This window comes from Variovorax sp. P2_H12, assembly GCF_056403395.1.
On record NZ_JBFUFO010000025.1, the window covers coordinates 190,574 to 210,863 of the forward strand.

General features: G+C 69.3%; 21 protein-coding genes and 1 riboswitch. Of the genes, 8 read left to right on the forward strand and 13 right to left on the reverse strand.

Annotated elements, in window-relative coordinates:
* The first annotated feature begins 5 nt into the window (after positions 1 to 5).
* Complete coding sequence (locus tag AC1DYK_RS20005; protein ID WP_478089926.1) at positions 6 to 347, forward strand: hypothetical protein; 342 nt, start codon at positions 6 to 8, stop codon at positions 345 to 347.
* On the opposite strand, the gene AC1DYK_RS20010 is transcribed toward AC1DYK_RS20005, so the two are convergent.
* From AC1DYK_RS20010 to AC1DYK_RS20035, 6 genes are all read right to left on the reverse strand, one after another.
* Positions 348 to 2,168, reverse strand: a complete 1,821-nt coding sequence (locus tag AC1DYK_RS20010) for an AMP-dependent synthetase/ligase (protein ID WP_478167884.1) — start codon at positions 2,166 to 2,168, stop codon at positions 348 to 350.
* A complete protein-coding gene (locus AC1DYK_RS20015; protein ID WP_478167885.1) occupies positions 2,165 to 2,983 on the reverse strand; it encodes an ABC transporter ATP-binding protein in 819 nt (272 codons plus the stop codon). The genes AC1DYK_RS20010 and AC1DYK_RS20015 overlap by 4 nt, the downstream gene beginning before the upstream one ends.
* A gap of 123 nt (positions 2,984 to 3,106) precedes the next feature.
* A complete protein-coding gene (locus tag AC1DYK_RS20020; protein WP_478167886.1) occupies positions 3,107 to 4,288 on the reverse strand; it encodes an ABC transporter substrate-binding protein in 1,182 nt (393 codons plus the stop codon).
* A gap of 23 nt (positions 4,289 to 4,311) precedes the next feature.
* The gene (locus AC1DYK_RS20025) at positions 4,312 to 5,349 is read right to left on the reverse strand and encodes a branched-chain amino acid ABC transporter permease (RefSeq protein ID WP_478167887.1); all 1,038 of its coding nucleotides are present in this window, start codon (positions 5,347 to 5,349) and stop codon (positions 4,312 to 4,314) included.
* Positions 5,349 to 6,230 carry a branched-chain amino acid ABC transporter permease gene (locus AC1DYK_RS20030; protein ID WP_478167888.1) on the reverse strand — a complete coding sequence of 294 codons (882 nt, stop codon included), beginning with the start codon at positions 6,228 to 6,230 and terminating at the stop codon, positions 5,349 to 5,351. Before AC1DYK_RS20030 ends, AC1DYK_RS20025 begins: the two co-directional genes overlap by 1 nt.
* Positions 6,227 to 7,087, reverse strand: a complete 861-nt coding sequence (locus AC1DYK_RS20035) for an ABC transporter ATP-binding protein (RefSeq protein WP_478167889.1) — start codon at positions 7,085 to 7,087, stop codon at positions 6,227 to 6,229. The genes AC1DYK_RS20030 and AC1DYK_RS20035 overlap by 4 nt, the downstream gene beginning before the upstream one ends.
* Positions 7,088 to 7,205: 118 nt before the next feature.
* Between AC1DYK_RS20035 and AC1DYK_RS20040 the strand changes: the two genes are divergently transcribed.
* Complete coding sequence (locus AC1DYK_RS20040) at positions 7,206 to 7,883, forward strand: TetR/AcrR family transcriptional regulator (protein WP_478167890.1); 678 nt, start codon at positions 7,206 to 7,208, stop codon at positions 7,881 to 7,883.
* A 3-nt stretch (positions 7,884 to 7,886) separates the two neighbouring features.
* Positions 7,887 to 8,300, forward strand: coding sequence for an alternative ribosome rescue aminoacyl-tRNA hydrolase ArfB (gene arfB / locus AC1DYK_RS20045; protein ID WP_478167891.1), 414 nt, complete (start codon positions 7,887 to 7,889; stop codon positions 8,298 to 8,300).
* Here the strand turns inward: arfB and AC1DYK_RS20050 are convergent.
* Positions 8,269 to 9,981 carry a SulP family inorganic anion transporter gene (locus AC1DYK_RS20050; RefSeq protein ID WP_478167892.1) on the reverse strand — a complete coding sequence of 571 codons (1,713 nt, stop codon included), beginning with the start codon at positions 9,979 to 9,981 and terminating at the stop codon, positions 8,269 to 8,271. The two genes, arfB and AC1DYK_RS20050, sit on opposite strands and share 32 nt — an antisense overlap.
* 70 nt (positions 9,982 to 10,051) lie before the next feature.
* On the opposite strand from AC1DYK_RS20050, the gene AC1DYK_RS20055 reads away from it, so the two are divergent.
* Positions 10,052 to 11,449, forward strand: a complete 1,398-nt coding sequence (locus tag AC1DYK_RS20055) for a coniferyl aldehyde dehydrogenase (protein ID WP_478167893.1) — start codon at positions 10,052 to 10,054, stop codon at positions 11,447 to 11,449.
* 10 nt (positions 11,450 to 11,459) lie between these two features.
* On the opposite strand, the gene AC1DYK_RS20060 is transcribed toward AC1DYK_RS20055, so the two are convergent.
* Positions 11,460 to 12,302: an AraC family transcriptional regulator gene (locus AC1DYK_RS20060; protein ID WP_478167894.1), complete on the reverse strand. Its 843-nt coding sequence runs from the start codon at positions 12,300 to 12,302 to the stop codon at positions 11,460 to 11,462.
* Positions 12,303 to 12,391: 89 nt separating this feature from the next.
* Between AC1DYK_RS20060 and AC1DYK_RS20065 the strand changes: the two genes are divergently transcribed.
* On the forward strand, positions 12,392 to 13,633 hold the full coding sequence (locus tag AC1DYK_RS20065; RefSeq protein WP_478167895.1) for an MFS transporter: 1,242 nt from the start codon (positions 12,392 to 12,394) through the stop codon (positions 13,631 to 13,633).
* 21 nt (positions 13,634 to 13,654) lie between these two features.
* Here the strand turns inward: AC1DYK_RS20065 and arsC are convergent, their stop codons facing one another.
* The 5 genes from arsC to AC1DYK_RS20090 all read right to left on the reverse strand — a co-directional run bounded on the left by arsC (position 13,655) and on the right by AC1DYK_RS20090 (position 17,273).
* Positions 13,655 to 14,020 carry an arsenate reductase (glutaredoxin) gene (gene arsC, locus AC1DYK_RS20070; RefSeq protein WP_478167896.1) on the reverse strand — a complete coding sequence of 122 codons (366 nt, stop codon included), beginning with the start codon at positions 14,018 to 14,020 and terminating at the stop codon, positions 13,655 to 13,657.
* Between the two features lie 11 nt (positions 14,021 to 14,031).
* Complete coding sequence (locus tag AC1DYK_RS20075) at positions 14,032 to 14,706, reverse strand: glutathione S-transferase (protein ID WP_478167897.1); 675 nt, start codon at positions 14,704 to 14,706, stop codon at positions 14,032 to 14,034.
* A gap of 64 nt (positions 14,707 to 14,770) precedes the next feature.
* A complete protein-coding gene (locus AC1DYK_RS20080) occupies positions 14,771 to 15,283 on the reverse strand; it encodes a 6,7-dimethyl-8-ribityllumazine synthase (RefSeq protein WP_478167898.1) in 513 nt (170 codons plus the stop codon).
* 86 nt (positions 15,284 to 15,369) lie between these two features.
* Positions 15,370 to 15,527: riboswitch (FMN riboswitch) on the reverse strand.
* A gap of 106 nt (positions 15,528 to 15,633) precedes the next feature.
* On the reverse strand, positions 15,634 to 16,725 hold the full coding sequence (locus tag AC1DYK_RS20085; RefSeq protein ID WP_478167899.1) for a DNA glycosylase AlkZ-like family protein: 1,092 nt from the start codon (positions 16,723 to 16,725) through the stop codon (positions 15,634 to 15,636).
* A gap of 56 nt (positions 16,726 to 16,781) precedes the next feature.
* Entirely contained in the window at positions 16,782 to 17,273 is a 492-nt protein-coding gene (locus AC1DYK_RS20090) for a SixA phosphatase family protein (RefSeq protein ID WP_478167900.1), read from the reverse strand.
* Positions 17,274 to 17,409: 136 nt separating this feature from the next.
* On the opposite strand from AC1DYK_RS20090, the gene AC1DYK_RS20095 reads away from it, so the two are divergent.
* The 3 genes from AC1DYK_RS20095 to AC1DYK_RS20105 all read left to right on the forward strand — a co-directional run bounded on the left by AC1DYK_RS20095 (position 17,410) and on the right by AC1DYK_RS20105 (position 20,289).
* Positions 17,410 to 17,919 (forward strand): C40 family peptidase, encoded by a 510-nt coding sequence (locus AC1DYK_RS20095; RefSeq protein WP_478167901.1) that lies wholly within the window; start codon positions 17,410 to 17,412, stop codon positions 17,917 to 17,919.
* Between the two features lie 115 nt (positions 17,920 to 18,034).
* Positions 18,035 to 19,273 carry a thiamine pyrophosphate-dependent enzyme gene (locus AC1DYK_RS20100; RefSeq protein WP_478167902.1) on the forward strand — a complete coding sequence of 413 codons (1,239 nt, stop codon included), beginning with the start codon at positions 18,035 to 18,037 and terminating at the stop codon, positions 19,271 to 19,273.
* A gap of 2 nt (positions 19,274 to 19,275) precedes the next feature.
* Complete coding sequence (locus AC1DYK_RS20105) at positions 19,276 to 20,289, forward strand: alpha-ketoacid dehydrogenase subunit beta (protein ID WP_478167903.1); 1,014 nt, start codon at positions 19,276 to 19,278, stop codon at positions 20,287 to 20,289.
* The last annotated feature ends 1 nt before the right edge of the window (position 20,290 follow it).

A 20,290-nucleotide genomic window follows, 5' to 3' on the forward strand; every position in this document is an offset into this window, starting at 1 on the left:
GAACGATGGTGAATTTTCTCGTCCGCCTGATCCTCTTCCTCCTGGGCCTGGTGTTCGCGGCCAGCCTGGCGGTCGCCGTGCTGCTGCTGGCGGCGGTCTGGGGCCTGCGCTATGGCTGGGCGCGTCTCACCGGGAAGCCGGTTCAGCCCTGGGTGATGCGCTTCGATCCGCGTGGCGGCTTCGACCGCTTCCGCGCCGCCGGCCGTCCGGCCGAGCCGAGCGCGTCCGACGTGGCGGGCGCCCGCGCCCAGGGACAGGCGGCCGACAGTCCGGTGCGATTGCGCGATCCGGGCGTGGTCACCGACGTGCAGGCCCGTCCCGTGCCGCGCGACGGCGGCGGCAACTGATCAGGCGCGGTACAGCGCCTCGATGTCGTCCGCATAGCGTTGGTAGATGCTGGCGCGCCGCACCTTCATGGTCGCGGTGACCTCGCCATCGTCGTGGTCGAGCTCCTTGGTCAGCAGGTGGAAGCGCCGGACCTGCGAGACCTGCGCCAGCTGCGCATTGCCGCGCTGGATCTCGGCGTCGATCAGTCCCCGCACCCGCGCCTGATCCACCAATGAGCGGAAGTGCGTGAACGGGATGCGTTCGGCCTCGGCCCACTTGCCGACGGTCTCGTAGTCGATCTGTACCAGCGCGCCGACGAACTTGCGGCCGTCCGCCACCACGATGCATTCCTTGATGAAAGGGCTGCCCTTCATCGTGTTCTCGATCTCCGAGGGCGTCAGGTTCTTGCCGCCGGCGGTGATCATGATGTCCTTCAGGCGGTCGACGATGCGCAATTGGCCGTCTTCCTCGCGCACCACGTCGCCGGTGTGCAACCAGCCGTCGCGGATCGAGGCCGCGGTGGCTTCGGGGTTCTTGTAGTAGCCCTCGAACACCATCTCGCCCTGCACCAGCAACTCGCCGTCGTCACCGACGCGATGCGCGGTGCCGAGCGTCGGCGGTCCGACGGTGCCGATCCGGACCTCGTCGCGGCGGTGGCCGGTGATCATGCCGGTCGATTCGGTCAGGCCGTAGACCTCCACCAGCGGCACGCCGAGCGCGCGGAAGAAGCGCACCACGTCGGGGGGGATCGGCGCCGCACCGGTCAGCGCGACCTTCGCTTGGCGCAGGCCGATGAAGTTCTGCAGCGCGCGCAGCACGGTCCAGTAAGCCAGTGCGAAGCGGGTTCGCTCGCCCAGGCTCCAGGTGCTGCGCGGCTTCTCGGCCAGCGGCATGCCCGCCGCCAGCGCGCGCCGGTACAGCGCGCGCTGCAGCCGTCCGGCCTCCTGCATCTTGATGCTGATGCCGGCGTGCAGCTTCTCCCAGATGCGCGGCACGCCGAGGAACATGGTGGGCGCGACCTCGCGCAGGTCTTCCTGCACCGTGCGGATCGATTCGCCGAAGTTGACCTGCGAACCGAGGTAGAGCGGCACGAAGGTCGAGAGCATCTGCTCGGCCACGTGGCACAACGGCAGGTACGACAGGTGCGTGGTGTCCCGGTCCAGCCCGAGCCGATCGACGATGCCCGGCACCGCGCCACGGATGTTGCGCCAGGAGATCATGGCGCCCTTGGGCTTGCCGGTGGAGCCCGAGGTGTAGATCATCAGGCCGATCTGGTCCAGCGTCTGGGTCTGCAGCGCGGCGTCGATCTGCGCCTGGCCGCCTTGCGCCGCGGCTGCGGCGCCGGCGCGTTCGACCTCCTCGAAACTGAGCACGCGTTCGCGCAGCGCGGGGTCGAGGCTGCGCAGGCCCTTGGTCTCGATGACGATGATCTTCGCGAGCCGCGGCAGCCGGTCCAGCGCCTCGATCACCTTGTCGGTCTGCTCCTGGTCCTCGCAGAGGATCACCTCGATGTCGGCATGGGCGACGACGTAGGCGATCTCGCTGCTCGGGCTGGTGGGGTAGATGCCGACCGTCACGGCGCCGACCAGCCCGGCGCCCATCTGCGCCAGCACCCACTCGATGCGGTTCTCGGACAGGATGCCCAGGTGGCCGCCGGCCGGCAGTCCGAGCGCGCGCAGGCCGAGGCCGAAGTGGCTGGCCCGGCGGTGGTAGTCGGCCCAGTGCACCGGATGCCAGATGCCGAAGTCCTTCTGGCGGATCGCGACCGCGTCGGGCCGCGTGCGCGCCTGCTCGCGCAGCATCTGCGGCAGGGTCAGCGCGGGAAGGGCATGGTTCGTCATGACAGCCAGCGCTTGCGGCGCTTGTAGTGCTTGAGGCCGCGGAAGCTGCGCGCCTCGCCGCCGCCGCCCACGCCGAGGTAGAACTCGCGCACGTCGGGGTCGGCCGCGAGCCGCTCGGCGCTGCCGTCGATCACGATCTTTCCGTTCTCCATGATGTAGCCGCGGTGGGCGACGGCCAGCGCCACGCTGGCGTTCTGCTCGACCAGCAGCATCGACACGCCGCGTTCGGCGTTGATGCGCGCGATGATCGTAAAGATGTCCTCGACCAGCTTGGGACTCAGGCCGAGCGAGGGCTCGTCGAGCAGGATCAGCTCGGGCTCGGCCACCAGCGCGCGGCCGATCGCCAGCATCTGCTGTTCGCCGCCCGACAGGTAGCCGGCCAGGCCCTTGCGGCGCTCGTGCAGGCGCGGGAAGTAGGCATAGACGCCATCGAAATTGCGCGGCGCCGGGCCGCGGCCGGTGTGCGCGTAGGTGGCGGCCACGAGGTTCTCCTCGACCGTGAGGTCCTCGAATACGCGCCGGCCTTCCATCACGTGGCAGAGGCCGCGCCGTACCAGTTGCTGCGGCGCCAGGCGGTCGGTCGAAGTGCCGTTGAATGCGATGCGGCCGGCCTGCAGTTCGCCGTCTTCGAGCGCCAGCAGGCCGGACACCGCCTTCAGCGTGGTCGACTTGCCGGCGCCGTTGCTGCCGAGCAGCGCCACGATCTCGCCGCGCGGCACGGCCATCGACAGGCCGCGCAGCACTTGCACCACCTTGTTGTAGACCACCTCGATGTTGTTGATCTCAAGGACCAGGTCCGCGGCCGCGCCTTGCATTTTCAGTGCTCCACCACGTGATCGCGTGACCCGCGACGCATGAAATCGGCGCAGTCCGATACCGGGGATACCGCGGAACCGGCTTTGCCGGGCCGCCGCAGGCGCTTCGGGGGGTGTTGCATCCTAGTCCAGCTTGATCCAGTCGGAGGACGGCACCATCTTCTGCGTCTTCATGTCGGCCGTGTACACGCGGCCCACCGGGATCGAGTTGCCCTTGATCGTGATCGGCACGCCGATCAGGCCGCCGGTATCGAAGTCCTTGATGGTGTTGAGTGCCGCCTTGAGGTTCTTGCCGTCGAGCGGCTTGCCGGCATCGAGCGTCCGCTTGGCGGCCTCGGTGAACAGCATCGCGGTCAGGAAGCCCTGGGTGTAGGCCGTGCTCTGGTACTCGGGGCGCATCTGGCGGATCTTGTCGAGCATCGGCGACTTGGCCGAGGTGTCGTAGTAGTAGCGGTAGGGCATCACGCCCATGAAGCCGTCACCGGCTTCGCCCATCTTCATGACGGTCGAGCTGTCCATGGTCCAGAAGGTGCCCATCCACTTGCTGGTCATGCCCATCTGCTTGCCCTGCTGCACGAACTCGGGGATCGGCGCCAGCACGTAGCCGTGGAAGATCGTGTAGTCGGGATTGGCGCGGCGCAGCTTGATGACCTCGGTCGACACGTCGACGCTGCCGGGCGGGGTCATGAGCTTGACCGGCACCGAGAGGCCCAGCTTCTTCGCCATCGCTTCGCTGGCCTCGATCGGGTCGCGGCCGAATTCGGAGTCGGAGTACACGAAGGCCACCTTGGCGCCGGGCTTTTCCTTGGCGATGTGTTTCAGCAGGATGCCGAACATCTCGGTGTAGTCGGGCCCGACCAGGAACTGGTTCGGGTACTTGGCCGGGTCGTTGAGCTCGGTCGCGAAGGAGGCGCCGGCCATCATGATCTGGCCGCTGCGGTCGAGCTCGGGGTTGATGGTCTTGGCGAAGCCCGTGGAGTCGCCGTAGTACAGGTTGACCTTGTTCTGGCTCGTGATCTTCTTGAAGGCGGCGACCGAGGCGTCGACCTTGTAGCCGGTGTCTTCCGGCACGTAGCGCAGCTTGCGGCCCTTGATGCCGCCGGCGTCGTTGACGATCTTCACGTAGTCGGCGATGCCGGCGTTGATGCCGATGCCGGCGAAGGCGAAGACGCCGGTCATCGGGATCGAGCCGCCGATCACGATGTCGTCTGCGGCTTGGGCATGCACCGCCAGCGGTGCGGCGAGGGCGGCCGAAGCGGCCAGCAAGAGGGTGCGGCGGCGTGCCGAGACGGGTTGCGGTTTCACGATGTCTCCTTGTTGGATGCGGCCTAGGTCTTGAACGGCCACAGATGGAAAAAGCGGCGAATGCGCCGCCACACTTCTGCGAGCCCGTGCGGCTCGAACACCAGAAAGCCGACGATCAGGAGGCCGAAGACGACCGTGCGCACCGGCGAGAGGAACACCGTCATCTCGGTGCCTCCGGGCAGCAGGTCGAACACCAGCTTGAGAAGCTCCGGCACCATCGTCATGAAGACAGCGCCGAGGATGCCGCCGAGGATGGTGCCCATGCCGCCGACGATGATCGCGGCCAGGAAGAAGATCGACATCAGGAGCGGAAAACTCTCGGGCGTGACGACCCGGAAGAAGTAGGCCCACAAGCCACCGGCCACGCCGGCGTAGAACGACGACAGCCCGAAGGACAGCAGCTTGTAGCGCAGCAGCGGAATGCCCAGCACCTCGGCCGAGATGTCGCGGTCGCGGATCGCGATGAAGGCCCGTCCGATGCGGGTGCGGAACAGGTTGGCGGCGCCCAGCACCATCAGCAGCGTCACCGGCAGGACCACCCAGTAGAGCCGGAACGAGGTGTCGAGCGCGAGACCGAAGATCTGCGCGGGCGGCAGCGACAGGCCGCTGGTGCCGCCCGTGAGCTTGAGATTCGCGAACAGGAAGTGCGCGATGAATGAAGCCGCGATGGTCGCGATCGCGAGGTAGAGGCCCTTGACCCGCAGCGAGGGAATGCCGACCACCAGGCCGCCGAGCATTGCCACCACGCCGCCGGCCACCAGGTTGAGCAGGAAGGGCGTGCCCAGCCGGGTGTGCATGATCGCGACCGTGTAGGCGCCCAGCCCCATGAAGGCGGCCTGGCCCAGGCTCACGAGCCCGGTGTAGCCGGTCAGGATATTGAGGCCGGTGGCACTCGCGACATTGATCGCCACCAGGCAGGCCAGATAGAGCCAGTAGTCGCTGGCCATGAAGGGGAACAGCAGCAGCAACGCGGCACCGAGCCCCAGCCAGGTCTTCTGGGTGCGCGAATCGAACAGCGCCGCGTCGGCGATGTAGCTCTGCTTGAGGGTTCCTATCCGCATCAGAGTCTTTCGATTTCGTGGGTGCCGAACAGGCCGTACGGGCGGATCATCAGCACGACGACCAGCACCAAGAAGGTCGCCAGCAGCTTGTATTCGCCGCCGAGGTACGAGCCCGCCAGCGCCTCGACCAGCCCGATGAAGACACCGCCGACCAGCGCGCCGAGCACGCTGTCGAGGCCGCCGACGATCACCACCACCAGCACCGAGAGGCCGAACACGCCCATCGACGACGAGATGCCGCCGATCGAGCCGACGATGATGCCGGCGACCGCCGCGATCATGGCCGAGGCCACCCAGGCGAGCGAGAACACGCGCGGCACGTTGATGCCCATCGAGTAGGCGGCGGCCTGGTCGGAGGCGGTGGCGCGCAGCGCGACGCCGCCGCGCCAGAAGCGGAACACCAGCAGCACCAGCACGATCAACACCAGGGCCACCAGGGCGCCGTAGGCCACCTTGGGCGCCAGGAAGGCGTCGCCGATCATCACCGGCGTCTTCGGCAGGAACTCGGGCAGGCGGCGCTGGTCGGCGGTCCAGACGATCTCGACCAGGCCGATCAGGATCGATGCCAGGCCGACGGTGACCATGAAGACCGAGATCGGCGGCTCGCCGAGCAGCGGCCTGATCATCGTGCGCTCGACCAGCGCGCCGAGCAGCCCGGTGCCCAGCACCGCACCGAGCACCGCCAGCCAGATCGGCAGCGAGAAGCTGGCGGCGAAGGCAAAGAACAGGTAGGCGCCGATCATCAGCATTTCGCCGATCGCGATGTTGACCACCCGGGTGGCCTTGTAGACCAGCACGAAGGCGAGCGCGGCCAGCGCATAGAGGCCGCCGCTGGCGACCCCGTTGAGGGCGATCTCGAACAGGTAGGCCCAGTCCATCATGCGGTTGGCGCCACGGCCGCGCCGCGCAGCTTCTCGCGCAGGGTGGAGACGTCCCCGGCGCCGAGGTAGGCCCGGATCACCTCGGGGTCGGCCTGCACCGCCGCCGGAGCGCCCTGCGCGATGACCTGGCCGAAGTTGAGCACCACCACGTGGTCCGAGAGGTCCATCACCATGCCCATGTCGTGCTCGACCATGAGCACGGTCACGCCCCATTCGTCGCGCACGTCGAGGATGAAGCGCGCCATGTCCTCAGTCTCCTCGCGGTTCATGCCGGCCACCGGCTCGTCGAGCATCAGTACGCGCGGCTGCATCGCCAGCGCGCGCGCCATCTCGACGCGCTTCTGCAGTCCGTAGGGCAGGGCCGAGACGGGGGCGTGGCGGATGTGGTCGATCTCGAGGAAGTCGATGATGCGTTCCTCGACGTCGCGCCGCAGCTCGGCTTCCTCGCGCCGGGCGCGGCCGAAATAGAGCAGGGCGTCGAAGACGTTGGTCTTGAGGTGCGAGTGGCGGCCGAGCTTGATGTTGTCGAGCACCGTCATGCCGCGGAACAGCGCGATGTTCTGGAAGCTGCGCGCGAGGCCGAGCCGGGCCCGTTGCGGCGCCGGCAGCGTCGTGATGTCGCGGCCTTCGAACAGCACCCGGCCGCTGGTGGGGTGGTAGAAGCCCGAGATGGTGTTGAAGAGCGAGGTCTTGCCGGCGCCGTTGGGGCCGATCACGGCCGTGATGGAGCCGGCCGCGACCTCGAAGCCGACGCCGCTCAGCGCCCGCACGCCGCCGAAGGCGAGCGTGAGCGACTCGACCTGCAGCACGGGGCTGGGCGGCATGGCGGCGTCGGGACGGGCTGGGGCGTCAGGCATCGATCAGGGTTTGCGCGGAAGGAAGTGGGGTTACCCGTGCGTAGAATTTCTACTCACCGGTAATGTTCGATGCGACGCCCTCCGGGCGGCATCGGGACTTTCCCGGGCACCCCGATCCATGGCCACCAGGACACTCCCCAAGCCCACAGGCGCCTCGCCCTGGAAGCCGGCCGGCGTCCGCGCGCAGCAGCGCGAGGCCAAGCGCAACGCAGTGCTGCAGACGGCCGCCAGGCTGTTCAACGAGCGCGGCTACCACGCGACCTCGCTCGACGACATCGCGCAGCGGTTGCACGTCAGCAAGCCCACGCTCTACTACTACGTGAAGAGCAAGGACGAGATCCTGCTCGAATGCGTGCGCACCGCGCTCGGCATGATGCAAGAGGGCATCGACGAGGTCCGGCGCGCCGGCGGCAGCGCGATCGACCAGCTCATGGCGTGCATGCGGATCTACTCCCGCATCGTGATGATGGACTTCGGCATGTGCGTCATCCGCATCGGCGAGGATCCGTTGCCGGCACCCCTGCGCAAGGAGCTGCGCCGGCTCAAGGCCGGCATCGACGGCGAGTTCCGCCGGCTCATTGCCGACGGCATCGCCGAAGGCTCGCTGGCGCCCTGCGACCCCAAGATGGCGGCCTTCGTGCTGGCCGGTGCGCTCAGCTGGATCGGCCGCTGGTACCGGCCCGGCGGCGGGCTCGACCCGGAGCAGATCGCCGAGCAGAGCATCGCGCTGCTGATGTCCGGCGTGCAGCAGCGGCCGGCGACGACGAGGAAGGCGGCGGCGCGCAAGTCAAAATAGCGGATGTCCACGCCGCGTCCGCCCGTTCTCATCGATCCCCTGGAAGTCGAATTCAGCGCCATCCGGGCCCAGGGTGCGGGCGGCCAGAACGTCAACAAGGTGTCCAGCGCGGTGCACCTGCGCTACGACATCCCCGCGAGTTCGCTGCCCGACGACGTCAAGGCGCGGCTGCTCGCCTTGCGCGACAGCCGGATCACCCAGGAGGGCGTGCTGGTGCTGAAGGCGCAGCGGCACCGCAGCCAGGAGATGAACCGCGTCGATGCGCTGGCGCGCCTGCAGGAGCTGGTCGACGGCGTCGCCACGCCGCCGCGCGCCCGCCGCGCCACCAAGCCGACTTATGGCTCCAGGCAGCGCCGGCTCGAAGGCAAGAGCCAGCGCGCGGAGATCAAGAGCCTGCGCGGACGGGTGAAGGACTGAGCGCTTCGGCCACCGCCGGTGGCCGCGCGAGAGCGGCCAGCGCCTCGCTGTCGGTCCGGTAGCCGAACAGCATCGGCCCCGGCGCCAGCAGCCCGGCGCGCTCGAGCACCTGCTGCGCCGGCAGTTTCAGGCCCGAGATGTGCAGCCGCACGCCCTGCGACTCGAGCAGGCGGCGGATGCTGCCGAACACTTCGGCGCCCGTGATGTCGATGCGGTTGATCGGGTAGGCGAAGAGGCAGACGTCGGTCAGCCCGGGCCGCTCGGCCAGCGCCACCGTGATGGCGCGTTCCAGCGTGCTGGCCGATGCGAAGTCCAGTTCGGCGTCCATGCGCAGCGCGTAGAGGTCGGGCGCCAGCGGCGGCAGATGCCACAGGTGGCGGTCGCGCAGGCTGCCGTCCGGGTGCAGGCCGACCTCGATGATGCGTGGATGCAGGTGGCGGTACATGTAGTGCGCCAGCGCGGCCAGCAGGCCGCCCAGCACACCCCAGTAGATCGATGGCGCGGTCGCGATCGTGAGCACGAAGGTGCCGAGCGCGATCGACGCCTCGATGCGGGAGATGCGCCACAGCGCGACGAAGGCCGAGGGCCGCAGCAGCCCGATGGTGGCGGTCGCGACGATGGCGGCCAGCACCGCCTGCGGCACGTGGTAGAGCAGCGGCATGGCCCACAGCAGCGCGGCGGCGACCACGGCGACGCTGAACAGCGTCGCCCATTGTGTCTTCGCGCCGGCGTACAGCGTGATGGCCGAGCGCGAGAAGGAGGAGCTGGTCGGGAAGGAGCCGGTCAGGCCCGAGGCGATCTTGCCCAGTCCCTGGCCGATCAGGTCCTGGTTCTCGTTCCAGAGCTTGCCGGCGCGCGCGTTGTCCACCTTGGCGCTCGACGCGGTCTCCAGAAAGCTCACCAGCGTGATCAGGAAGGCCGGCAGCAGCAGGTTGCCCAGGTCATTGATCGAGAGGCCGCCGGGCCAGTAGAAGTCCGGCAGGCCCGAAGGCAGCGTGCCGATCACCGCGCCGCCGTGCAGCGCATAGCCGACCACGGCGCTGATCGCCGCGGCGGCCGCGACCAGCGCCATGGTGGTCGGGAAGCGCGGCGCCAGCCGCTTGCCCAGCCACAGCATCCCCATGCCTCCGAGGCCGAAGGCGATCGCGACGAGGTCGGGCAGCGGGCCCTGCATCAGCTGCGTCACCGAGCGGCCGGTGTAGCCCAGCAGGGCCGGCAACTGCGAGAGCGTGATCAGCACGGCAGCGCCTTGCGTGAAGCCCATCAGCACCGGTGAATTGACCATCCGCAGCAGCCAACCGAAGCGGACCGCGCCCAGCGTCACCTGCATCAGGCCCGACAGCAGCGTGAGCCAGACCGCGTAGGCCACCCATTCGCGGCTGCCGGGAATCGCCAGTGGCGCCAGCGAGGCGCCGACCAGCAGGCTGGTGAGGGCCGTGGGGCCGACCGAGAGCCGGGCGGAGGAACTGAAGAGCAGCGCGATCAACGCCGGCAGCAGCGCGGCGTAGACGCCGGTCACCAGCGGCATGCCCGCCAGCGCCGCATAGGCCACGCCCTGGGGGATGACCATCAGCGCGACGGTGACGCCGGCCGCGGCCTCGTTGACGAGCAGGGCCCGGTCGGGGCGCGGCCAGGCGAGGAAGGGAAGCCAGCGCGTGAGCTGGGCGCGGGTCAGGGCCATGGGCGCGCGCCGCGGGAGGTTGGGGAATGCACCCGCCGATGATACGGAAGGGCCGGGGTAGATTCGCCTCATGACCGACCTGCGATCCCTCTTCGATGCCCAGCACCGGGCCAGCCGCGATGCGCCCGAGGTGCCCGTCGCCGAGCGGCGGGATCGGGTGCAGCGGATTCAGCGGCTGCTCGATGCGCATGGCGCAGCGATCGCGGCGGCGGTCGAGGCCGACTTCGGCGTCCGCTCCGCCGCGCTCACCGAGGTGGCCGACCTGCTGGTGCTGCGCAACCTGCTGGGCCAGCTCCTGCGTCGCCTCGAGGCCTGGAGCCGGCCGGTGCGCGTGCACACGCCGATGCAGCTGAAGCCCGCGCGGGCCTGGATCCAGCGCCAGCCCCTCGGCGTGGTGGGTGTCATCTCGCCCTGGAACTACCCGCTGCAGCTCTCGCTCGGGCCTGCGGCCACGGCGCTGGCCGCGGGCAACCGCGTGATGCTCAAGCCCAGCGAGCTGACGCCGCGCACTTCGGCGCTGCTCGCCGAGCGGGTCGCCGAGGCCTTCGCCCCGGAGGAGTTCGCGGTGGTCCAGGGCGACGCCGGCGTCGCGACGAAGTTCGCCGCCTTGCCTTTCGACCATCTGTTCTTCACCGGCTCGACCGCGGTCGGCCGCAAGGTGGCGCAGGCCGCAGCGGCCAACCTGACGCCGACCACGCTCGAACTCGGCGGCAAGTCGCCCTGCATCGTCGACGCCTCGGCCGACCTCGACGAGGCGGCGCTGCGCATCGCGCACGGCAAGCTGCTGAACGCGGGCCAGACCTGCATCGCGCCGGACTACGTGCTGCTGCCCCGCGGGCGCGAGGATGCCTTCGCGGCGGCCTGGCAGCGTGCGGTGGCGCGCCTGTTTCCGCGCATCGAAGGCAACCCCGACTATGCGGCGATCCTGGGGCAAGGGCACCTGGAGCGGCTGCGCGCGCTGCTGCAAGAGGCGAAGGACAGCGGTGCGCGCATCGTGCAGGCCATCGGCCCCGCCGATCCGGCGGCTCGCCAACTGGCACCAGCCCTCGTGATCGGCCCGGACCCGGGCCTGCGCCTGCTGCAGGAAGAGATCTTCGGCCCGATCCTCCCGGTGCTGCCCTGCGACGACAGCGAGGAAGCGATCCGCTACATCAACGGCCGCCCGCGGCCGCTCGCGCTCTACTGGTTCGGCACCGACACCGCGGCACGCGACCGGGTGCTGGCCCGCACGCTGAGCGGCGGCGTCACCGTCAACGACACGCTGATGCACATCGCGCACGACCACCTGCCCTTCGGCGGCGTCGGCGAAAGCGGCTGGGGCTCCTACCACGGGGAGGCGGGCTTCCTGCGCTTCACGCAGCAAAAGGCGGTGCTGGTGCAGTCGCGCTGGTCGGCCGGGGCGCTGATCTACCCGCCCTACGGCGAGCGATTCCGCCGGATGATGAAACTGCTGCGCTGGCTCGGTTGAGCCGGTTTCCTCAGTTGCGCTTCTTGTGCTGGAAGGCGGTCGGCGACTGCCCGGTCGCGGCCTTGAACATCGCGCAGAAGGCGCTGTCGGTCGCGTAGCCGCTCGCCGAGGCCACGAGGCTCACCGCCATGCCGCGTGCGAGCAACGGCAGCGCATGCGCCAGCACCGCCTGCTGGCGCCACTGCTGCCAGCTCATGCCGAGCTGGTCGCGAAACAGGCGGGCCACCGTGCGTTCGCTGGCGCCGATCTGCTGGGCGCGCTCGGCCAGCGTGGCGCGGTTGGCCGGATTGCGCAGCAGCGCCTCGCACAACTGGCGCAGGCGCTTGTCGGCCGGCAGCGGCACGTCGATGCGGATCTGGGTGGCGCGCTCGAGTTCGTCGACCAGCAGCGGCGCGATCCAGCGCTCGCGCTGCGCCGCGTGCGGATCGGCCGGCGGCAGGCCGTCGGGCGTGGTGTCCAGCGCCAGCATCAGCGCGCGCAGCAGCGGGCTGATCTCGAGCACCTCGCAGCGCTCCCAGACCGGGCCCAGCCAGCTGTGCAGGTACACGGTGCGCAGTTCGGCATCCTCGATCAGGGAGATGCTGTGCGGCATGTCGGCCGGGACCCAGAGCGCGCGCGAGGGCGGCACGATGTAGCTGCCGTCCTCGGTGCTCAGGCGGATCACGCCGCGGGTCGAGAAGGTCAGCTGCGGCCAGGGATGGCGGTGCAGCTCGACCAGTGTGTCGGCGTTGAGGAAGTGCTCCTTGGCCCGCAGCGGCCGCAGGGCGTCGGGCGCGTAGAGGTGTGGCGTGAGCGGGCCGACGCTGTTGGCGGGGGCGGGACCGGGCGCGAATGGGGCGGCGGTAGGCGGCATGAATTCGACAAATGTTGTCTCTGTATCGCCATTCTGCCGTGCCGGGCCGGCTTAGGATCGACCTCCACGCCAGTTTGTTGTTGCAATCCATGTCTTCCGCTTCTCCCGCCAGTTCCGCGCCCACCGTGCGCTCCGACGTCAAGCTGATCGGCCTCGTCGGCCTGGCGCATGCCGTCAGCCATTTCAGCCAGCTGTTGCTGGCGCCGCTGTTCCCATGGCTGAAGGACGCGTTCCACGTCAGCTACACCGAGCTCGGCGCCGTGCTGACCGTGTTCTTCGTCGTCTCCTGCATGGTGCAGGCGGCCTCGGGTTTCATCGTCGACAAGCTCGGGCCGCGGCCCGTGCTGTTCGTCGGGCTGGGCATGCTGGGCCTCGCGGCCTTCGGCTATGCGCTGGCGCAGAACTACTGGATGCTGCTCGGCTCGGCGGTCGTTGCGGGCATCGGCAACGGGGTGTTCCATCCGGTCGACTACACGCTGTTCAATCGCAAGGTGGCGCCGACGCGCCTGGGCCATGCCTACAGCGTGCACGGCATCACCGGCAGCCTCGGATGGGCGCTGGCGCCGGCTTTCGTGGTGCCGCTGGCGATGGCCTTCGGCTGGCGCGTGGCGCTGGCCTCGGGCGGCGCCGTGGCGGTGGTCGTGCTGGGGGTCCTGTGGCTCAACCGCAGCGTGCTGTCGCTCGACGTGAAGGCGGTGCAGAAGGCCGTCGGCGCGGACGCCGTGGCCGGCGGCGAGTTGGCCTTCCTGCGCATTCCGGCCGTCTGGATGTGCTTCGGCTTCTTCTTTTTCTATGCGATGGCGCTGAGCGTGGTGCAGACCTTCGCGCCGTCCGCGGCCGGGCGCCTGCACGAGGTGCCGGTGGCACTGATCGCGATCTGCCTGACGGTCTACATGGTCGCCAGCGCGGCCGGCATGGTGGTGGGCGGCTTCCTGGCCTCCGATCCGTCGCGCTGCGAGCGCATCGTCGGCGCCAGCTTCGGCGTGGCGGCGGTGCTGGCGCTGGTGCTGGCGTTCGCCGACCTGGCGCCGGCGCTGGTGCCGGTGATGTTCGGGGCGATGGGCTTCGCCTCGGGCATCGCCGGGCCGTCGCGCGACCTGCTGGTCAAGCGCTCGACACCCGCCAATGCCACCGGCCGTGTCTACGGCGTCGTGTATGCCGGGCTGGACATCGGGCAGGCGGTGGCGCCGCTGATCTTCGGCCGGCTGATGGACCACGGCCAGTACACCAGCGTGATCGTGGGCCTGGCGGTGGTGCAGGGCGTGCTGATCGCCAGCGCCTTCAACGTCCGGCGCGTCCGCCGCGAAGCACTGGTGCCCGCTTCGGCCTGAGGCTTCTTGCCTGCCTCGCGCTCAGCCCTTCGGAAGGATTTCGAGCACCTGCTCCGCCGGCCGGCAAAGGCGCGTGCCCAGCGGCGTGACCACGATCGGGCGGTTCAAGAGGATCGGATGCGCGACGATGAAGTCGAGCAGCTGGTCGTCGGTCCACTTCGTGTCGCCGAGTCCGAGCTCGTCGTAGGGCGTGCCGCGCTGGCGCAGCAGATCGCGCACCGGGACCCCCATCGCGGCGGCCAGCGCGCGCAGCCGCTCGCGGGTGGGCGGCGTTTTCAGGTATTCGATCACCTCGGGCTCGAGACCGTGTTCGCGGATCAGCGCCAGCGTGTTGCGCGAGGTGCCGCAGCCCGGGTTGTGGAAGAGGGTGACTTGGCTGGTTTGCATCCGCCGTATTCTCACGCCTCGGCGTCTTCCCATCCCGGGGTGAAGGGAAAGCGCGCGGCCCAGAAAGCCTGCAGCCGCGGATCGGCATCGACGCGCCGCACCACCTCGGCCATGCGCGGGGCTTCGCGGTAGAAGCGCAGGCGGCCCGGGGTCCAGCGCGAGAGCACGGTCACATAGAGGTCGAGCAGGCCGAGGCTGTCGCCCAGCAGGTAGGGGGTGCCGCGCGGCAGCTGCGCGTCCATCAGGCGCCAGCATTCGGCGATGCGCTCGGCACTGCGTTCGAGCACCACCGCCTCGGCCGCCACGTCCGCGGCCAGGCGCGATGGCATGTCGCGGACCCAGAACATCGAATAGATCGCGGCCGGGACGTAGACCATCCAGCGCAGGTACTGCGCGCGCAGCGGATGGTCGGCGGCGGGCGCAAGGCCGGCTTCGGGGTGGCGGTCGCCGAGCCAGAGCAGGATCGCGGCGCTCTCGGTCATGACCTCGCCCGAGGGCAGCACGAGGATCGGGACCTGCCGCAGCGGGTTGAGCGGCGCCAGCTTTTGGCGCTCGGATTCGCCTTCCCAGGGCGCCACGTCGACGATGTCGACCGGCGCGCCGATCAGCATGAGCGCGGCCTGAACAGGCGTGGCGCCCGAGCCGGGCGCACCGTGGAGGGTGTAGGGGCGGGCAGCGGTGCTCATCGCCGAAAGCGTACACCGCAGGCGCCGCATCTTCCAGCGCCTGCGAGGTCCGCGAGGACTGCGATCAGGCCGCGATCAGCGCATCGACGCGGCGCAAGCCTTCGATGGTCTGGACGCAGGCCTCGGCCACCTCGGTGCCCTTCACCGCGAAGTGCTGGTGGAAGTACTTGCGGTGTTCCACGTGCTCGTGGAAGTGATGCGGCGTGAGCACCGCCGACAGCACCGGCACGTTGGTCTCCAGCTGCACCGTCATCAGCGAATTGACCACCGTGGTGGCGACGAAGTCGTGGCGGTAGATGCCGCCGTCGACCACCAGCGCGCAGCCGACGATGGCGGCGTAGCGGCCCGAGGTGGCGAGCCGCTTGGCGTGCAGCGGGATCTCGAAGGCGCCCGGCACGTCGAACAGGTCGATGGTGTCGAGCGGCACGCCCTGGCGCTTCATTTCGGCCAGGAAGGCGTCGCGTGCCTGGTGGACGATGTCCGAGTGCCACTGCGCCTGCACGAAGGCGATGCGCTGGCCGCGCGGGGCGTCCGAGGCAGTGATGGCGGAGAGGGGAAGGTCGTTGATCTGACTCATGGTTTGCCTTTGCAAGGATTTCCTGAATCAGGGCGCACGAACCCGACGCCCGGCCGGCACGAGAACGTGCCTGCCCGACCACGGGATCGCGCTCTCTTTCATCCGGACTGTGACCGTCGGCCCCGGGATCTCACCAGGTCTGCTGACCCCGAGACTCATGCAGAGCCTCGGGCGCTCGCGGGCTCGTGCGGCTTGCGCCGCCATCACCGCCGGTGGGGAATCTCACCCCGCCCTGAGAACGCTGCTCCGGCTCGCGCCGAAGCAAGGACGGATTCTAGGCAAGTCCGGCCGGCCGCGCTGTCGCCCAGGGGCCAAGACCCCGGATCGGCCGGGGCTGGCGCGTCGGGGTCTCAGCGGCCGGACAGGAATTGCGCCATGCGCTGCATCTCATCGTCGAGCGCGGCGCGAAACGCGGCGCCCTTCGGCGGAGTGCCGGCATAGCCGAAAGCGGGCTGCAGCCGGCCGTCGCGCGCCGAGACGTTGGCCCATCCGATCACGCGCTCGTGCCACAGCATGGGCAGGGCGTAGTAGCCGAACTTCCGCTTGGGCGCCGGCGTGTAGGCCTCGAACTTGTACGTCCAGCCCCATAGCAGCTCGAACCGGCGGCGGTCCCACACCACCGGGTCGAACGGCGCGAGCAGGCGAAGCTGCTCGTCGGGCGCGTGGCGTCGCGAGGCCGGGTTGTCGTCCGCCGGCCAGTACCAGGTCGTGCCATCGATGCGGCAGCAGGCGAGCGCATCGCGCGCCAGGCGCAGCGCCGCCTGCGTCTGCACCGAGAGATGCGGGGCGCCGTAGCCGAGCAGGCGCACGAGATAGGTCAGGCTCGCAGCCGGCAGGGGCGCGTACTTGCGCACCACCAGATCGACCAGCGCGGCGGCGCGTTGCGCGCGGCCGGCGGGGCTGTCGTCGGCCGGCGGATGCGTCACCGCCTCGTAGACGCGCGTGCCGCTGTCGCGCCGCTTCACGCGCAGCATGCCGCGGTAATGCATGTCGTCGAGCAGGTGCGTGCTGGCGTTGCTCGAACCGCCCCAGTAGTTCTTCATGCGGCCGTGCGCGAAATGCTGCTCGACCTCGCGCGGATGCACCGGTCCGCGCTCGCGCACGAAAGCCAGCACCTCGGCCGCCTTGCGCCGGGTCTCGGCATCCCAGGCGCGGCTGGCCTCGCGCGGGTGCATCAGCGCCAGGTACTCGCGCGGCAGGAAGCCGTAGTTGACGAGGCAGTCTTCCTCGACCGCGAGCCGCGTGTAGCGACTCTCCAGATCGCCGGCACGGTAGTCCTTGACGCGATGGCGCAGCGTGAGGTCCTGCGCGCGCGCCGGCGCGCGGATCGGATCGGCCTGCACGAAGCCCAGGCGCTGGATCGCGCGCGGCAGCGTCGTGGGCGTGAAGAGGGTCCGCGCCACCGCGTAGCGGCGCAAGGCGTCGAGGGTCGGTTCAGGCATGGATCGGATTGCAACACGGCTGACGCGCGCATGTGGGTCCGCCGGACACCGCTCGGCTACCGTTTCGGCGCGTCCAGCTTCACCTTCGCCGGGGCGGTCTGCCTGACATCCGCCCATGTCTTCGTCTCGAAGTGGAACTCGGCGACCGCGCACGTGGGCATGTCGATGATCTCGCTCGACAGCCGGTGCGCGAGCTCGGTGAACTCGGGGTTGTGGCCGAAGAGCATCACGCGGCCCAGCTTGTCGTCGATTGCGCCGATGACGGCGAGCAAGTCGTCCGGGCTGCTGGCGTACATCCGTTCATCGACGACGATGTCCTTGCGGGGGTAGCCGATCTCGGCGGCGATGAGCTGTGCCGTCGTCAGCGCGCGCAGTGCCGGACTCGACACGAGCAGGTCGGGCTTCACCCCGCGCTTGCCGAGACGCTTGCCCATCATGGGCGCGTCCTGGCGGCCGCGATCGTCCAACGGTCGCTCCCGGTCGGGCAAGGACGGATCGTCGCGGCTCGATTTGGCATGCCGCACCAGAAACAAGGTCTTCACGATCACCTTTCGAGCTCGTTCTACTCTACACCCGCTTGGCGGCCAGGCGCGCGCCGCGGTGAGCTGGGCATTGGACCCGGAGGCGATCTTGAATACAGTACGCCCCACACCTCGACCCGCCATTCCGAACGACCGATTCATGATGCCCGACGCACCCGTTTCAACAACTCGTGCCCGCAACGCCCCGCTGCTGCGCCTGCTTCCGATCGCGGCCTGTCTCCTGGCGCTGGGCTGCGCGAGCCCGCCGGCGCCGGGGCCCGCCATCGGTGCCGCGTCGCTGACGGCCGAGCAATCGAACGACGCCGCGATCCATGCGCTGGGCCTGGTCGGCACGCCCTACCGCTATGGCGGCAATACGCCGGAGGGCGGCTTCGATTGCAGCGGGCTCATCGGCTACGTGTATCGAAAGAGCGCGGGTCAGGCGACACCGCGCACGGTGGCGCGAATGGGCGCCTTCGGCCGCCCGGTGGCCGTGTCCGAGATCCGCTCCGGCGACCTGGTGCTCTTCGGCGCTTCCACGCCTTCGCACGCGGGCATCTACGTCGGAGAGGGGCGATTCGTGCATGCGCCGTCGACCGGCGGCGAGGTGCGGCTCGATCGCCTCGACGGGGTCTACTGGTCGCGCCAGCCGGTGCAGGCACGCCGCCTCTGAGGGGGCTGTCCGCAGGCCGTCCCCGCACAGGTGCGCAGCGAAGCGTATTCCTTCGCTGAGCTTTGCGGCGCATACTGTGCCGGTGGCGCGACATGCTCGCGTCGAGAGAACGAGGATGAACTCGCCGCAACCTCTGCGCTTGTACGTGCCCGAGCCGACCGGGCGACCGGGTCACGAGACCGACTTCTCCTACCTGCACCTGTCGCCTGCCGGCGCCGTGCGCAAGCCGGCCCTCGACGCTTCGCCTGTCGACACGGCCGACCTGGCTTTCACGCTGGTGCGCGTGCTCGACGAGGACGGCCGCGCTGTCGGCCCGTGGGCGCCGGAGCCCGACGTGCCGCTGTTCCAGCGCGGCCTGCGCGCGATGATGAAGACCCGAGCCTTCGACGCGAAGATGCTGATTGCGCAGCGGCAGAAGAAGATCTCGTTCTACATCCAATGCCTGGGCGAGGAGGCCATTGCGACCGCCCATGCGTTCGCCATCCAGCCGGGCGACATGTGTTTTCCGACCTACCGACAGCAGGGCCTGCTGCTGGCGCGCGACGACATTCCATTGGCGGAGCTGATCTGCCAGTTGATGAGCAACGAGCGCGATCCGATGAAAGGGCGCCAGCTGCCGGTGATGTATTCGTACCGGCGCGCCGGCTTCTTCTCGATCAGCGGCAACCTGGCCACGCAGTTCATCCAGGCGGTCGGATGGGGCATGGCTTCGGCGATCAAGGGCGACACGAAGATCGCGTCGGCGTGGATCGGCGACGGGGCCACCGCCGAATCCGACTTCCACACCGCGCTGACCTTCGCACATGTCTATCGCGCGCCCGTGATCCTCAACGTCGTCAACAACCAGTGGGCGATCTCGACCTTCCAGGCCATCGCCGGTGGCGAGGCGACGACTTTCGCCGCGCGCGGCGTCGGCTGCGGCATCGCATCGTTGCGCGTCGATGGCAATGACTTCCTTGCGGTGCTCGCCGCGTCGCGCTGGGCGGCCGAGCGGGCGCGCGGCAATCTCGGGCCCACGCTGATCGAATGGGTCACCTACCGCGCCGGCGCGCACTCGACGTCGGACGACCCCTCGCGCTATCGGCCTGCCGACGACTGGCAGCATTTCCCGCTCGGCGACCCGATCGCCCGGCTGAAGCAGCATCTGGTGGGCCTGGGCGCCTGGTCCGACGAAGCGCATGAGCGCGCGCAAGAGCAACTCGAGGCCGAGGTGGCCGCTGCACTGAAGGAGGCCGAGCGCCATGGCGGTACGCTGATCGACGGCCATGTCCCGCCGCTCGAGTCGATGTTCGAGGACGTCTACAAGGACATGCCGGCGCACCTGCGGGAGCAGTTGCGGCAGGCGCGCGGCTGACCATGGCCCGCATGACGATGGTCCAGGCCCTGCGCTCGGCGATGGACGTGATGCTCGAGCGCGACCCGAACGTCGTGATCTACGGCCAGGATGTCGGCTACTTCGGCGGCGTGTTCCGATGCACCGAGGGGCTGCAGGTGAAATACGGCCGCTCGCGCGTCTTCGATGCCCCGATCTCCGAAGGTGGCATCGTCGGCTCGGCGATCGGCATGGCGGCCTACGGACTGCGTCCGGTGGTCGAGGTGCAGTTCGCCGACTACTTCTACCCGGCCTCGGACCAGATCGTCTCGGAGGCGGCGCGGCTTCGCTATCGCTCGGCCGGCGACTTCAACGCACCGATCACGATCCGCATGCCCTGCGGCGGCGGCATCTACGGCGGGCAGACGCACAGCCAGAGCCCGGAGGCGCTGTTCACGCATGTCTGCGGCCTGCGTACCGTGATGCCCAGCAATCCCTACGATGCCAAGGGCCTGCTGATCGCGTCGATCGAGAACGACGACCCGGTGATCTTTCTCGAGCCCAAGCGGCTGTACAACGGCCCGTTCGACGGCCACCACGACCGACCGGTGGTGCCCTGGTCGCAGCACGCCTTGGGCGAGGTGCCCGAAGGGCACTACACGGTGCCTCTGGACACGGCCGCGGTGTTCCGCGGCGGCGCCGATCTGACGGTGCTGACCTACGGCACGATGGTGTTCGTGTCGGAAGCGGCGGCGGCCGAAAGCGGCGTCGATGCCGAGATCATCGATCTGCGCAGCCTCTGGCCACTGGACCTGGCCGCGATCGTCGCCTCGGTCAGGAAGACTGGCCGTTGTGTCGTTGCCCATGAAGCGACGCGCACCAGCGGCTTCGGCGCGGAACTCGTGGCGCTGGTGCAAGAGCATTGCTTCTATCACCTGGAGGCGCCCGTCGAACGCGTGACCGGCTGGGATACGCCGTATCCGCATGCGCTGGAATGGGCCTATTTCCCCGGCCCGGCGCGGGTGGCTGCGGCGTTCAGGCGCGCGATGGAGGCATGAC